Here is a 14,081-nt window from a genome sequence, read left to right on the forward strand (position 1 = left end):
CCAGGCTCCCCTTAGTCTTCGATCAATCCGCGGATGCGGGTCGCCAGCACGTCCATTGCAAAAGGCTTGGTGAGAACATGCATGCCTGGATCGAGATGGCCATGACTCAAAACGGCATTCTCCGCATAGCCCGTAATAAAGAGTACCTTCAGGTCAGGCCTGACACTTCGCGCGGCATCTGCCACCTGTCGGCCGTTCATCCCGCCGGGTAGGCCGACGTCGGTAACCAGCAGGTCGATGCGGACATCCGCGTTGATGATCGCCAAGCCTGCGGCACCATCAGCCGCCTCGAGTGCGGTGTAGCCGAGGTCGGTCAGCACTTCCGTCACGAGCATTCGCACGGTGGGCTCGTCATCCACCACCAGCACGGTCTCGCCGACTTCGGCTCGGGGGACATGTCGGCCTGCCTCATCCGCCTGCTCGATCTCGGTCTCGCCAAGATAGCGGGGGAGGTAGATGCATACCATCGTACCTTCCCCCACCTCGGAGTAGATCGCGACCGATCCCCCCGACTGCTTGGCGAAGCCGTAGATCATCGACAGCCCGAGCCCAGTGCCCTCGCCGATCGGCTTGGTCGTGAAAAAGGGATCGAATGCCTTTTCTATCACGGCGGCACTCATGCCGGTTCCGGTGTCGGAGACGCAGAGCGATATGTACTGCCCTGGCTCCAGTCTGCGCTGCTTGGCAGAACGCTCATCCATCCAGCGATTGCCGGATTCGATCGTGATCTTTCCACCGTCCGGCATCGCGTCGCGCGCGTTTATACACAAGTTCAGGATCGCGTTCTCGAGTTGGCTCGGATCGATCAGACTCGGCCAGAGGCCTGCGGCATTCACGGTCTCTATTCCGATGGCCGGGCCAACGGTCCGCCCGATCAGATCCTCCATCCCGGCCACAAGTTGCTTGATGTCCGTCGGCTTGGGGGTGAGCGTCTGCCGGCGTGAGAATGCGAGTAGCCGGTGGGTCAGCGCTGCGGCCCGCCTCGACGCACCCTGGGCGGCGCTCACATAACGTTCGACGTCAGCGATACGCCCCTGGGCGATGCGGATCTGCATCATCTCCAGGCTGCCCGATATGCCGGTCAACAGATTGTTGAAGTCATGCGCGAGTCCGCCGGTGAGCTGCCCGACCGCCTCCATCTTCTGCGATTGCCGGAGCGCGTCCTGCGCCGCCATCAGTTCAGCGGTGCGCTCCGCCACACGAGCTTCGAGGGTTTCGTTGGCTTCGCGCAGCGCCGCCTCCGCGCGTTTGCGCTCGGTCAGGTCGAGCATGGCGCCGATCATGCGCACCGCGCGTCCGTTCTCGTCGCGAAAGACGTGGCCTCGATCGAACACGTCGGCGAACGTGCCGTCGGCGCGGTGGAACCGGTATTCCGAGGCCCACTGATCGCCTTCGCCATCGATCACGGCATGGATGGCGCCATCCACTCGGTCGCGGTCGTCGGGGTGGATGTTCGAGATCCACCACTCTCCGGTCGGCACGACTTGATCAAGGTCATATCCGAACAGAACGCTTACCGCCTCGTTCCATTCGACATGGTTGGTGGCCAGATCCCAATCCCAGATCGCGTCGTTGGTTGCTTTTGCCGCCAGCCGGTATCGCTGCTCAGTCTCGCGCAGCGCCGACTCCGCTGCCCGGCGTTCGGTCTCGTCGCGAGCGATCTTGATGAAGCCTGCGATGACGCCCCGGGCGTCGTGCAGTGGACGGACCGATCCGTTGGCGAAGATGCGCGTGCCATCTCGTCGTATGTGCCATCGCTCGTCATTGGCGCATCCTTCGGCGCTCGCGATCACCAGCTCCTGAACCGGCACCCCTGCGGCGCGGTCTTCTTCCGTAAACAGCACGTCACTGGATCGACCGATGATTTCACTCGCCGTCCAGCCGAACACGGATTGTGCGCCGGGTGTCCAATCCACGACCATTCCATCCCGATCCGTCGTGAAGATAGCGTGGTCCCTCACGCCCTCCACGATGCGGCGGCCGCGCTCCTCGCTCTCGCGCAGCTCGGCCTGTGCCCGATGTCCCTCAGTGACGTCATGCCCTTCCACGAAGATGCCGGTGACCTCGCCGCCTTCGTTCAGGATGGGCTCGTAGATGAAGTCGAGATAGCGCTGCTCCGACTGACCATTCGCGCGGTCGAGGCTGATTGGCGTGTCATGAGCGACGAAGCGCTTGCCGCTGCGATAGACTTGATCGAGCAACTCGAAGAAGCCTTGGCCCGCGACCTCGGGGAGCGCGTCACGTGCGGTCCTTCCGACATAGTCCCGTTCCCCTGCCAGGTGGCGATAGGCCGCGTTCGCAAACTCGAAGACGTGATCGGGGCCATTGAGAATGGCGATGAAACCGGGCGCCTGCTCGAAGAGCCTGCGCTGACGCTCCATGTCCGCCAGTCGTCGCCGCTCTGCAAGCACCTGCTCGGTGATCTCGACGCACGGGCACAGGAACCCGGCGACCAGCCCGGCCTCGTCCCGCACCGGCGTGTAGGAGAATGCGAAATGCGTCTCCTCGAGATAGCCCTTTCGCTGCATCAGGAGCTCGATATCGTCCATCTGCACCGGCGTGCCAGCGTAAGCCTGGTCAACGATCGGGATAAGGTCGGCCTTGATCTCTGACCAGACTTCCAGAAAGTCGCGGCCTATCGCGGCGGGATGCTTGCTCGCGAGGATCTCGGCATAGCCGTCATTGTAGAGCAAGGTACGCTGCGAGCCCCACACGACGAACATCGCCTGATTGGCGGTGAGCAATACGCCCACCAACGTCCTCAATGGCTGAGGCCAGCGCTCCGGCGTGCCCAGCGGCGAACCAGACCAGTCATGACTGCGCAGGAGCGCCCCGGTCGCGCCACCATCTCTGAGAAAGTAGGGCGGCTCGTTTTGATCGTCGGAATTGAGAAACATCGAGGCGAAACGCACGTCCCTTGAAAAGGGACCATACTTGATCCGGAACGCGATCAGCCCGCCGCGAAGGGTTCGGAGGCTTCAGGATCACGCTGCGCTGATCCTGACAGCGGCATCGTAAAGGTAAACCGGGTTGCTTCGTCCGTCGAGCTGACCTTCATCTCGCCGCCATGTGCCTTCGCGATTTCGTTTACAATGAACAGTCCAAGGCCCAGCCCCTGTTGGCTACGCCTAACCGCGCCCCTGAAAAATGGCTGGAACAGCCGAGCCTGTGCATCAAGTGGGATCGCCACGCCGCCATTTGTCACTGACAATGTCAGCTGACCGTCGCAGCATTCCGCCTCGACGTCGATCGGCATGCCCGCGGCGCCATGGGTCACCGCGTTCGAGATCAGGTTCGACGCGAGCTGAGCCATGCGACCGCGATCACAATTCACGGGTCGATCGAGCGCGAAGCGCGTGATGATCTGCCGGTCGGGAACGACCGCTCTGATTTCATTGACGACCTGCTCGAGTACCGGAGCGAGCGGCTCATCAGCATCACGGACAAGCGTCAGGCCCTCGCCGAGGCGGCCTCGCGCGAAATCGAGCACATTTTCGATCAACGCGGTCGCGCGAGATATGCTTGCGCCCATCTCCTTGGCGATGATCTGACCCCGGTCGGAAAATGTCTCCTTACTGCGTAGCATGCTTAGACCCGCAGCAAGCGCGGCCAGCGGGTTGCGAAGGTCATGGCCCAGAACGGCGATGAACTGCTCGCGAAGCATGGAGATGTCGTGCTCGGCGTTGGCTGTGGCTTGGGCCCGATCCCGCGCCTCGACCAGCTCTCTTTCATAGGCCCGCCGATCGACAGCTTTAAAAATTGTCATGCGCGTGAAGAGGTGCGCGTCATCCGGTCCTCGCTTCTCGGCCGCATTGACGATCACTGGTACTTTGCCGCCGTTTGCACCGACGAGATCCAGGGCGAGTTCGTTAACGGTGCCTTGGAGCCGCAGGGTCGGAGCGAGGTGTGTCTCGAAAGCGATCCGCCCTCCGAACGAGAGCAAGGCGTGGACCGATTGTCCCACCAGCGCATGGGCAGATGTGTCGAGCCAAACAGCCAGCGTCGTGTTCAGCTTCACGATGCGGCCGGCAGGCGATAGCGACAAATAGCCGCAAGGCGCGTTCTCGTAGAGGTCCTGCAGATCCTCCGTGGGCGCGGCTTCAGACAAAGGCGCGGATCGCCGCCGTCACTTCCGCCGGCGCGCTGAGATTCGGGCAGTGTCCGGTGGCATTCAGCAAGCGATATTCGCTGTTCGGGATCTGCTGGTGAACATATTCGCCGACGCAGGTCGGCGCGATGATGTCCTCGCTACATTGCAGAACGAGCGTTCGAGCCTCGATCCGCGAGAGATCGGCACGATTGTCCGAGAAGAAGGTTACGCGGGCAAACTGGCGGGCAATCTCCGGATCGGTTGCGCAAAAGCTGTCGGCGAGCGTCTCGCCGAGTTCCGGACGATCCGCATTGCCCATGATCGCCGGCGCCATTGCAGCCGACCATCCCAGATGGTTGGCCGCCAGGAACTCGAGTAGCTCGTCCACTTGCCCATGCGAGAAGCCACCTACGTAATCGCCGTCGTCGACATAACGCGGCGAGGGGCCGACCATCACCAGCTCGGAGAACATGTCCGGCGCCTTGAGGCTGGCCAATGCGCCGATCATCGCGCTCACCGAATGCCCGACGAACACGGCGTTCGACAGCTGCAATGCACGGCCGATTTCGACTACATCATCGGCGTAGCCGCCCAGGCTGGAATATTTCTCGGGATCGTAAGCATTTAAATCCGACCGGCCGGCGCCGACATGATCGAACAGGACGACGCGGAAGTCGGCTTCAAACTCTTTCGCCACCAGCCCCCACATATGCTGATCGCAGCCGAAGCCATGCGAGAACATCATGGTGCGGGAGCCCGCGCCAGAGACTTTCACATTGTTTCGTGCCTGGTTCATGCGCGCGACACTATCAGCTTCCAGTAGGCGGCGCCACGGAGCTGTCCTCGCGATTCAGCTCAGCGGCGCCACGTCAGCTATACGCCGCATTTTCGGTCGTACCGCCAAGCCGTCGGATACCCAAATGCTGCCGTTGAATCAGGCTATTGTCGGACGATTGCCATTGGTGCGCAGCTACGTGCCTGCTCGATGGAACATCCTGTGGTTCACACGTCAGGCGCGCGCGACAGCAATGGCCGAATGGTCGGCGGTCGGCTCAGCCGCCAAGCAGGCGGCCTTGCGTTCCGAGTAGCGATCGACCAGCTGCACGGCGTGCGGCCGTAACAGGATCGTTAGACGCACCAACTCCTCCATCACATCGACGATGCGATCGTAATAGCTCGATGGCTTCATCCGGCCTACTTCGTCGAACTCCTTGTAGGCCATCGCGACTGACGACTGGTTCGGGATCGTGAACATGCGCATCCAGCGGCCGAGCAGGAGAAGCGTGTTGACGGCGTTGAACGACTGCGAGCCGCCAGACACCTGCATCACGGCCAGCGTGCGTCCCTGTGTCGGGCGGCGGCCCTTCAGTTCGAGCGGAAGGTGGTCAATCTGCGCCTTCATGATGCCAGTGATCTGGCCGTGCCGCTCTGGACTGCACCAGACCATGCCTTCCGACCAGAAGGCCAGCTCTCGCAGTTCATGCACCGCCGGATGATCGTCGCCCGCAACTTGATCCGGCAATGGCAGGTCGGATGGATCAAATATCCGTGTATCGGCACCGAAGAACTGCAGCAAGCGCGCCGCCTCTTCGACCGCCAGACGCGAGAACGAGCGCTCGCGTAGCGACCCATAAAGCAGCAAGATGCGGGGCGGCGGTTGATCGTCGCCCAGCCCCATCGCTGGCCGGCGAATGGCATAGGCTGCGTCCAGGGCGGGCAAGCTCAACGGATCGGACAGGACACGGACGCGGCTCATGCTGTTCTACCTTCATACCACCCGCGCGTTCGCTTCACGACCGCGACGACCGAAAGCATGACGGGGACTTCGACAAGAACGCCAACGACGGTTGCCAGCGCCGCTCCGCTTTTCAAACCAAACAGCGAAATGGCGGCTGCCACGGCAAGCTCGAAGAAGTTGGAAGCGCCGATCAATGCTGACGGCGCGGCAACGCACCATGCCACGCCGAGCTTGCGCGATAGCCAGTATGCAATGCCGGCGTTGAAATAGACCTGGATGAGGATAGGCACCGCGATCAGCGCGATGACAATCGGCTGCGCGATGATCTGCTCGCCTTGGAAGCCGAATAGCAGCACCAGCGTTGCGAGCAGCGCCATGAGCGACACCGGCCCAATCAGTGCGAGCACGCGATCGAGCTCGGCAGGTCCGCCGGATGAAATCAGCGCGCGCCGTATCAACTGAGCCGCGATCACCGGCATCAAGATGTAGAGCACTACGGAAAGCAGCAGCGTGTCCCAGGGCACTGTGATCGATGCGACGCCAAGCAGAAGCGCAACCAGCGGTGCGAACAGAAACACCATCAGCACGTCGTTTAGCGCGACCTGGCTGAGCGTGAAGGTCGGCTCGCCTTCGCAAAGGTTCGACCAGACGAACACCATGGCCGTGCATGGCGCAGCCGCGAGCAAGATCAGCCCGGCGATGTAGGACTGAATCTCGGCAGCTGGCAGAAGCGGCGCGAACAGCCAGCCCAGGAAGAACGTGCCCAGCGCCGCCATTGAGAAGGGCTTCACGGCCCAATTGACGAATAGGGTGACGCCGACACCTTTCCAGTGCTGGCGGACCGAGCCGAGCGCACTCAGATCGATCTTCAACAGCATGGGGATGATCATCAGCCAAATCAGCGCGGCGACGACGAGGTTGACCTTCGCAATCTCAGCGGAAGCGATGATCGCAAAGAAGCCGGGCACCGCGTACCCAAGCGCAATGCCGACCACAATGCACAGTGCGACCCAGATCGACAGATAGCGTTCGAACCGGCTCATCAGCCGATCCGCCTGCCGGCGCTATCGATCACCTGCTCGCCGTCCTCTTTGGCGAAAGCGCCTTTCTGGCTGTCCGGTAGAATGTCGAGCACCGCCTCTGACGGGCGGCAAAGCTTAACGCCCAGCGGCGACACGACCAGCGGGCGATTGATCAGGATCGGGTGCGCCACCATCGCATCGAGCAACGCGTCGTCGACGAGCGACATGTCATCTAGTCCAAGCTCAGCGTAGGGCGTGCCCTTCTCGCGCAACAAATCGCGCGGGGTAATGGCGGCGCGATCGACAAGCTCGACGAGCAACGCGCGTGAAGGCGGGGTCTTCACATACTCGACCACGTGCGGCTCAATGCCAGCATTGCGGATCAATCCCAAGACGTTGCGAGACGTCCCGCACTCGGGGTTGTGATAGATGACGATATCGAAAGCCACGGCGATCCTCTCAGCAACAGGGAGCAAGTTCGGCGACAAGGGGCGCGCACAACTCAGCGCTGCCCGCACAGCAATCCTTGACGAGGAACAGTGTCAGCGCTCGCAAACCGTCCAGGTCAGCGCGATAAATGATCGAGCGGCTTTTGCGCTCGGCGCGAACCAGCCTGGCTCGGTACAGAATGCCAAGATGCGCTGACATCGTATTCTGCGGAACATCAAGTTGCCGAGCAATCTCGCCTGCTGCCATGCCGGTCGGTTCATGCCGAACCAGCAGGCGGAACACATCGAGCCGAGTTGCTTGTGCGAGCGCGCCGAGCGCGCCGATGGCCGAATCACTTTCCATATATCCAGCATAGCGGATATATCACGGTAGACTAGTTCGTCGTGCTTCCCGCATTGCATCACCCGGGATGATGGGCAGGCGTCCCAGCCGGCCTTGGCAGCTAACGCAACCGCTCGGCAATGGCGGCCGCTTCGTCGGTCGTATTGAGCGCTTCACCCGACATTATGGCCTGCGCATGCGCCATCAATTGCGCGGCTGGGGACCCGGCCTGTCGATATTCGGCACCCGGTGCCGCCATGCCGCCATAAAGCCGCTCGACCTGCCATTGCTTGCCTGATGCACACGCAATCCCGCCGGTCTCGGCGTGCTCGAAGCTGCGGCAAAGGCGCTGGTTGCGGTCGCGGAAGGTGACGCCGATGCGGGTTGCGGCATCGTCGGCCTGGGTCGAGGCAAGCTGCGTATCGAGTGCGCGGGCGAGGTCGCCGCGAGCCAGCGTGCGGCCATTCTCAATCGCCAGATCGCCACGGGGCATGACGAGCGGCGCCGCGAAAAGGCCGGCGACGAGGCTCGCGGCGACCGCGCCGATCCAGAACGGGCGCTCGCTGCGAGCTGGCCGGGACATGAGCGGCACGACCTTGGCTGACTCACGCAACATCGCTTCGACACCGTCCGGAAGGGGCGCACGTTCAACCGGGGCGAACGCATCGCGCAGCGAGGCGGCAACCGCACGATGACGCTGGACCTGGTCGGCCAGCGCCGGATCGGCGGCGATGGCCTGCTCGACGCGCTTGGCCTCGATCGGGCCAAGCTCGCCATCGGCATAGGCCATCAGCTGTTCGGGATCGATCGTCATGCCGCTTCTCCTAGCCGGGCCATCAGCGCCTCGCGCCCGCGCACCAGCCGCGAGGTGAGCGTTCCCATCGGAATGTCGAGGATTTCCGCAGCTTCCTTGTAGCCAAACCCTTCGATCACGACGAGCGCCACCGCCTCGCGCTGCTGGGGCGGCAGCTGGCGCAGCGCGACGCCAACCTTGCCTAGTTCGACCACCGCTTCCTGATTGCCCGCCGTGCCGAGCAATTCGCCCGCGTCGGGCGGCACGAAGGTCTCGCCGCGCCTCGTCTCGGCGCGAACGGTGTCGATCCACAGATTGCGCATCAGGCGATACATCCAGCTGTCCAGTCGCGTGCCCGGCTCCCATTGCTCGCGCCGAAGCAGCGCCCGCTCGACCGATGCCTGCAGCAGGTCGTCCGCATCCGCCGCATTGCGCGCCAGCGCATGAGCGAAACGGCGTAGCCGCGGCAGGTGATCGAGCAGTTGCTCTTGGAAGCGCAACCAACGGGTTCCTTCAAGTTCGCGGATGAAACGGACGCGGCGATCCGTTTCATCCAGCATGACGCAGAATTTTTCCAGCGCTAGGATCGCGCGCATGAAGTGGACAGGCTTGATCGCTGCGGCGCTGTGCGCGGTTGGACCAGCGCAGGGGCAATTGCTGCCGCAACTGCCGCGCGTGGGCGGCGTGGTCGATCGCGTAACCGACGTTCTGCCCGATGTCAGCCACACGCTGGGCGACGCGCAGGCGTTGGTGCGCGCGCAGGCTCAGCGCGCTCGCGACCTGGTGCGGCGGCATCCCGACCGGATCGTGCTGGACCGTGATGGCAATGCCGTGCGCGCCGGCGAACTGATCATGGTCGATGCCGATGACGCCGTCGCACAGGCGGCGGCGGCCCGTGGTTTTCGCCTGATCGAGCGTGTCGAGCTGGACGGGCTGGGCGTCGGCTATGCGCGTTTCGCGACGCCGCGCGGGATCACGCTGTCGCGTGCGATAAAACAGCTCGAGGCGCTGGCCGGCGGGCGAGAAGTCAGCGCCGATCCGCTCTATTTCCCCAGCGGAACGATCGGCCCGGTCGCCCCCGCCGGCCCCGCGGTGCAGCGGCGGGGCGGCAAGGCTGGCCGCATCGGGATCATCGACGGCGGCGTGCCGGTGGGCACGCCGGGGCTCTCGCGGCAGCTGGGGTTCGCGCAAGGAAGCCCGCGCGCGAGCGATCATGCCAGCGGGATCGCCTCGCTGCTGACCGGCGGCGGCGGCGTGCGCGCCAGCGCGCCGGGCGCGCAGCTGGTGGTGGCTGACGTCTATGGCAGCGATCCAGCGGGCGGCAACGCCGCCGCGATCGGCCAGGCGCTGGCCTGGATGGCGCGCGAGCGTGTGCCAGTGGTGGTGGTGAGCCTGACCGGGCCGAGCAATCCGCTGCTCGCCCGCATCGTGACGGCGGCGCGGCGGCTTGGCACGGTGGTCGTCGCCGCGGTCGGCAATGATGGCCCCGCGGCCAGGCCGGCCTATCCCGCCTCTTATCGCGAGGCGATCGCCGTGACGGGCGTCGACGCGCGCGGGCGCGTGCTGATCGAGGCCGGCCGCGCAACGAAGCTGGACTATGCAGCGCCGGGCGCTGACCTGCTGGCGGTCGGTACGGACGGCAGAGCGCGCCAGGTGCGCGGCACATCCTTTGCCGTGCCGTTCGTCGCCGCCCGGCTGTCGGCGCATCTTGGCGAGGGCGGTGTCGATGCGGCGTTGGTGGCGCTCGACCGGGAGGCGCAGGGGCGCGGCAGGCGCGGGCTGGGCCGCGGACTGGTTTGCGCTGATTGCGCCACTCGATCGCGCTGAACTTTTTTCGGATTAAAGCGCGCGCGGCATCCGTTCCCCTCCTGACACCGCCGCGTGACGCGGCGCCTGACCAAGGAGGATGACGATGAAGACGCTGTTCCTTTCCGCTGCCGCCATTGCGGCGCTGACGATCGCCGCGCCGGCTGCGGCGCAGTTGCTGGGCGGTAGCGGCCTTGGCGGTCAGCTTGGTGGCGGGCTTGGCGGCCAGCTCGGCGGCACGCTGGGCGGCGGACGCCTGGGCGGATCGCTCGATCGGCCGATCGGCCGCACGATCGAGCGGACTCGCGAGCCCATCACCACCACGACGCGTGCGAGCAAGTCGGCGCACGGCGTGGTCGAAGCTGACAAGCGCGTCGATCGTCGCAGCGGCCGTGTCGATGCTAGCGGCAGTGCCGATGGCGGCATTGCGGGCGCAGTCGACAATGGCACGAGCGCGCTGGGCCGCAGTGTAGGCACGTCGGGCAGCGGCAGTGCGTCCGGCCGTGCCTCGGGCAGCGCCTCGGCTGATCTGATCGGCACCGACGATGTGCGCAGCACCGTGCAGGGCGCGCGCGAGCGCACCAGTGGCGCGGTGGATCGTGTGCGTGGCGTCACTGGCGCGGCGCGAGATCGGGCGACCGACGCCACGGGCCAGGCCGTGGGCCGCGCGCAGGGCGTCGCCGGCGGCCTGGGCGGGACGCTCGGCGCATCGGGCTCGGGTAGCGGTTCGGCGAGTGGATCGGCCGGGAACGGTGGCGCGTCCGGCTCGGCCTCCGGCACTGGCGAGGGCATGCTCGCTTTGAGTGGCGGCTCGACGCCTGCGATCAACCCCGGCATGCGGATCGAGGACGCCCGTGGGCGGCTCGTCGGCCGGGTTCAAGAGGTAAACCGCAACGCGCGCGGCCGGATCGAATCGCTGGCGGTGCGCGTCGGCGACCGTGTCGCGACGCTGCCCGCCGGCAACTTCAGTGCCGATGGCGACGTGCTCGTCTCGGCGATGGGCAAGGGAGAGGTGAAGAACACCGCCAAGTCCCAGGAGTCGGCGGATTGAACTATAGACGCGAGCGCTCCCCAGCGAACTGGGGAGCGTTCAAGCACTGAACCGCGCTGGATTTGCCGGAGGCTCTAAGTCCAGAGAAGGCGGAGCCTGTAAGGGCCGACGACGAATAAGTTTGCGCCGGAGGTGCGCGAACATGCGATGCGGATGGTGGCCAGTCACAAGCGCGATTAGCGGCCTTCGAAAACGCTGCTGTCGCGTCCTCCATGGGCGCGAACTCGTGGGCTGTCCTTGGGCGACTGCGCATGGAGCGACGCACTGCTGTCGCTCGGCCATGACAAAAATGCCATCGTGATGTTGTTCACGATCGCGTCGAACTGGCGCGAGGCCTCATCGAGCGGCTTCGCCGTCTCTGTGTTCATCGCAACTTTTCCCCCAGCTACGGCAACGCCGCGGCACCCAACACTACGCGGGTCAGTTCGAACGGTTCAGAACGATCTCGTTCCGGCACCGTTTGCCCGGCGAGGGAGCAATGCATTTGCCCCCGGACACGCTGAAGCAGGCAACAGATGATTCTATTTCGAGCACACGCTTCATTGACTGCGCCGGCAACGATGAGTGCCGGTTACCGGCGCAACGTTGAACCTTACCCCATCGAAACGCGTTGAGCCTGTCTAACCGTGATCCCCAGTGAACTTTCACTGTTGATCATGTCCCGAGCGTGCAGGAGAGCAGATATGAGCGATAACAACAAAGGCGCTTTTGGCTTCGACGACCCTAATCGTGGGCCGCTGGATCGGGCACAGAACGCACTTGAAGGACGCGACGATCCTAATCGCGGTCCAATAGATCGGATGGAGAACGCGTTGGGAGGCCAAGATGACCCCAACCGTGGCCCGCTTGATCGCGCCGCGAATGCAGTCATGGGCGGCACGGGAGGTGTATCGGCCGCCATGGGCGGAGAGGCCAGCATGAGTCACTCTGGCGGTGGCGTGATTTCCGCAGTCTTCGACAGCAACGACGAGGCGCAACGTGCCGTTTCCGAACTGCGCCGCGCTGGTGTCAACGACAGTTCACTTTCGCTCATTGCTCAGTCCAAGGGAACGATGACCACGCGCGAGGGTGGCGGCGAGATCACCGACGAAGAACATACCAACATGCTTCGCGGGATTCTCGGCGGCGGTGCACTTGGTGCAGGGCTGGGCGTTGCCGCGCTCGCAATACCTGGTGTCGGCCCACTGGCAGCGCTCGGCGCAATCGCTGCCTCGGTGGTCCCCGAAGCGATGGCGATCGGCGCGGTTGCCGGCGCTGCCGCAGGTAGTTTCAACGAAGCGCTGAAAAAGCATGGCGTCAGCGACGAAGATGCGAGCTACTACGGAGATCAACTCAAGCGCGGCGGCGTCCTGGTGACTGTCCACGCCTCGGGTGTCGATGCTGACGAGGCACGTGAAATCCTCTACCGCAATGGCGGTCATTCGTCCTCCCGCGCCAGGGCAGCCGCTATCTAACGATGAGAAGCTCCGCGCGATCGGGGACTTTGAGTATCAATCCATGCCTCGCTTCGGGAGTGCCGAAGCGAGGCAGCTACGCCACCGGGCTGCGGGCGACGATGTGCACGTCTGGTCAGAAGAGCTTACTCTTCGCAACAGCTTCCAGCATCTTTAGGCTTGCAACACCCTGCTGGGCAGCTTCGCACGGGTGCAACAGCGGCGTCGCTAGAGCGATTAACATTGGTGTGCCCGGCCGGACGGCTGCTATTCAATCACCGCGATCTGAAACCTACCAGTCAGCAACCAGTCCAGTTCACGCCGTTCCGCACGGGACATTGTCGGCGAGCCTCCGCGAAAGGCGCAGCGAGATGTTCTCACGGCCAGCCGAGCCTTACTGACACCGGGCAATGGTCGGAAGGGTGCTCAGCCTCCTGTACGTCGCCGTACCGATACTCCTCGAATGAATTCGGGACGAGCCGCTGAGCGGCGCGGGCGCCGAGTACAATATGATCGATGAACTCGCGATAGCGCGCCTTGCAGCCGGCTTGACGATCGCCAGCTGCAAGCGCCAGGTCGGCATCGCCCGGATCGGCGTCATCAATCTCGGCATAGAAGGTGTCGCCGCGGGCGGCGAGCCGCCGGTTCCAGTCGCCGAGCACCGCGAACGTCTCACCAGCTGCAGCACGCGCATCGATCCATCGCTCGAGCACCGGGAGCTGGCTGAACAGCACCGGGCAATCCGCGTCGGTCGACGTCCGACCGGAATTGCAGCCGGACTTGAGATGCAATGCGAGCAGCCGCATCGGCCGAGCGCCCTGAACGGTGATGTCGACGCCCCAACGCAGGTCGGGATTGCCGACCGCGAGGGCGGCCAGATCCGGATTGCGCGTCCAGCGCACGCCCCTGCGAATCGCGAAGCCAACGGCCTGGTGGCCGATGGTCTGGCCGGGATTGCCATAGCAGCTGCCACCCCGACCGCTCGCTGGGCGTCCGGAGATCAGCACATCGTAACGCGTAGGATCGAAGACGCGCTGCGCCGCGGCGCGGCTCTCGACCTCCTGGAAAGCAATGACATCGGCGTCGAGCGCCGACACATGCCGGCGGAGCGCGGCATAGTCGGCCTCGCTGCGCGGGCGGCAACCCACGCCACCACGCTCGGCGAGATGTTCGAGGTTCCAGCTGGCGAGCTTCAGCGATCCCGGCGTCTTGGCCGCGACCGGTGCGGGCGCGTTCATGCAGCTGCTCGTCAATGACGTGGCGAGGAGGAGGACTGTGAAGCGAGCAAGCATCGCCGGTCAGTATCGCGGGCCGACACCGCTGGGAATGGCGTTCGGCAGCCGAGCCGCGCGTATCTTCAGCCTGCCCGACCTGCCG

14 protein-coding genes are annotated in these 14,081 nt (G+C 64.4%); 3 read left to right on the forward strand and 11 right to left on the reverse strand.

Features of this window, described 5'->3' with window-relative positions:
- Positions 1 to 11 precede the first annotated feature (11 nt).
- The 9 genes from BFL28_RS04985 to BFL28_RS05025 all read right to left on the reverse strand — a co-directional run bounded on the left by BFL28_RS04985 (position 12) and on the right by BFL28_RS05025 (position 8,914).
- On the reverse strand, positions 12 to 2,897 hold the full coding sequence (locus BFL28_RS04985) for a hybrid sensor histidine kinase/response regulator (protein WP_079246948.1): 2,886 nt from the start codon (positions 2,895 to 2,897) through the stop codon (positions 12 to 14).
- A 53-nt stretch (positions 2,898 to 2,950) separates the two neighbouring features.
- Positions 2,951 to 4,108 carry a PAS domain-containing sensor histidine kinase gene (locus BFL28_RS04990; RefSeq protein ID WP_069319514.1) on the reverse strand — a complete coding sequence of 386 codons (1,158 nt, stop codon included), beginning with the start codon at positions 4,106 to 4,108 and terminating at the stop codon, positions 2,951 to 2,953.
- Positions 4,101 to 4,886 (reverse strand): alpha/beta fold hydrolase, encoded by a 786-nt coding sequence (locus tag BFL28_RS04995; protein ID WP_069319515.1) that lies wholly within the window; start codon positions 4,884 to 4,886, stop codon positions 4,101 to 4,103. Before BFL28_RS04995 ends, BFL28_RS04990 begins: the two co-directional genes overlap by 8 nt.
- Before the next feature lie 213 nt (positions 4,887 to 5,099).
- On the reverse strand, positions 5,100 to 5,846 hold the full coding sequence (arsH, locus tag BFL28_RS05000) for an arsenical resistance protein ArsH (protein WP_069319516.1): 747 nt from the start codon (positions 5,844 to 5,846) through the stop codon (positions 5,100 to 5,102).
- On the reverse strand, positions 5,843 to 6,871 hold the full coding sequence (arsB, locus tag BFL28_RS05005; RefSeq protein ID WP_069319517.1) for an ACR3 family arsenite efflux transporter: 1,029 nt from the start codon (positions 6,869 to 6,871) through the stop codon (positions 5,843 to 5,845). Before arsB ends, arsH begins: the two co-directional genes overlap by 4 nt.
- On the reverse strand, positions 6,871 to 7,299 hold the full coding sequence (arsC, locus tag BFL28_RS05010; RefSeq protein ID WP_069319518.1) for an arsenate reductase (glutaredoxin): 429 nt from the start codon (positions 7,297 to 7,299) through the stop codon (positions 6,871 to 6,873). Before arsC ends, arsB begins: the two co-directional genes overlap by 1 nt.
- 10 nt (positions 7,300 to 7,309) lie before the next feature.
- Entirely contained in the window at positions 7,310 to 7,642 is a 333-nt protein-coding gene (locus BFL28_RS05015; protein ID WP_069319519.1) for an ArsR/SmtB family transcription factor, read from the reverse strand.
- 100 nt (positions 7,643 to 7,742) lie between these two features.
- Positions 7,743 to 8,435 carry an anti-sigma factor family protein gene (locus tag BFL28_RS05020; RefSeq protein ID WP_069319520.1) on the reverse strand — a complete coding sequence of 231 codons (693 nt, stop codon included), beginning with the start codon at positions 8,433 to 8,435 and terminating at the stop codon, positions 7,743 to 7,745.
- A complete protein-coding gene (locus BFL28_RS05025) occupies positions 8,432 to 8,914 on the reverse strand; it encodes an RNA polymerase sigma factor (RefSeq protein ID WP_069319566.1) in 483 nt (160 codons plus the stop codon). The genes BFL28_RS05020 and BFL28_RS05025 overlap by 4 nt, the downstream gene beginning before the upstream one ends.
- Before the next feature lie 94 nt (positions 8,915 to 9,008).
- On the opposite strand from BFL28_RS05025, the gene BFL28_RS05030 reads away from it, so the two are divergent.
- Together BFL28_RS05030 and BFL28_RS05035 are read left to right on the forward strand one after the other, a co-directional pair.
- Positions 9,009 to 10,241, forward strand: a complete 1,233-nt coding sequence (locus tag BFL28_RS05030; RefSeq protein ID WP_241527221.1) for a S8 family serine peptidase — start codon at positions 9,009 to 9,011, stop codon at positions 10,239 to 10,241.
- 85 nt (positions 10,242 to 10,326) lie between these two features.
- On the forward strand, positions 10,327 to 11,271 hold the full coding sequence (locus BFL28_RS05035) for a hypothetical protein (protein WP_069319521.1): 945 nt from the start codon (positions 10,327 to 10,329) through the stop codon (positions 11,269 to 11,271).
- A 176-nt stretch (positions 11,272 to 11,447) separates the two neighbouring features.
- On the opposite strand, the gene BFL28_RS05040 is transcribed toward BFL28_RS05035, so the two are convergent.
- A complete protein-coding gene (locus tag BFL28_RS05040) occupies positions 11,448 to 11,639 on the reverse strand; it encodes a hypothetical protein (RefSeq protein WP_069319522.1) in 192 nt (63 codons plus the stop codon).
- Positions 11,640 to 11,954: 315 nt separating this feature from the next.
- Here BFL28_RS05040 and BFL28_RS05045 point away from each other — a divergent pair, with 315 nt between their 5' ends.
- Entirely contained in the window at positions 11,955 to 12,725 is a 771-nt protein-coding gene (locus tag BFL28_RS05045) for a hypothetical protein (RefSeq protein WP_131818603.1), read from the forward strand.
- A 356-nt stretch (positions 12,726 to 13,081) separates the two neighbouring features.
- Here BFL28_RS05045 and BFL28_RS05050 read toward each other — a convergent pair whose 3' ends face one another.
- Positions 13,082 to 13,942, reverse strand: a complete 861-nt coding sequence (locus BFL28_RS05050) for an endonuclease/exonuclease/phosphatase family protein (protein ID WP_119184547.1) — start codon at positions 13,940 to 13,942, stop codon at positions 13,082 to 13,084.
- Between the last annotated feature and the right edge of the window lie 139 nt (positions 13,943 to 14,081).

Origin of the sequence: Sphingomonas turrisvirgatae, assembly GCF_001721295.1 — a bacterium.
In the GTDB taxonomy this organism is placed as follows: Bacteria; Pseudomonadota; Alphaproteobacteria; order Sphingomonadales; family Sphingomonadaceae; genus Sphingomonas; species Sphingomonas turrisvirgatae.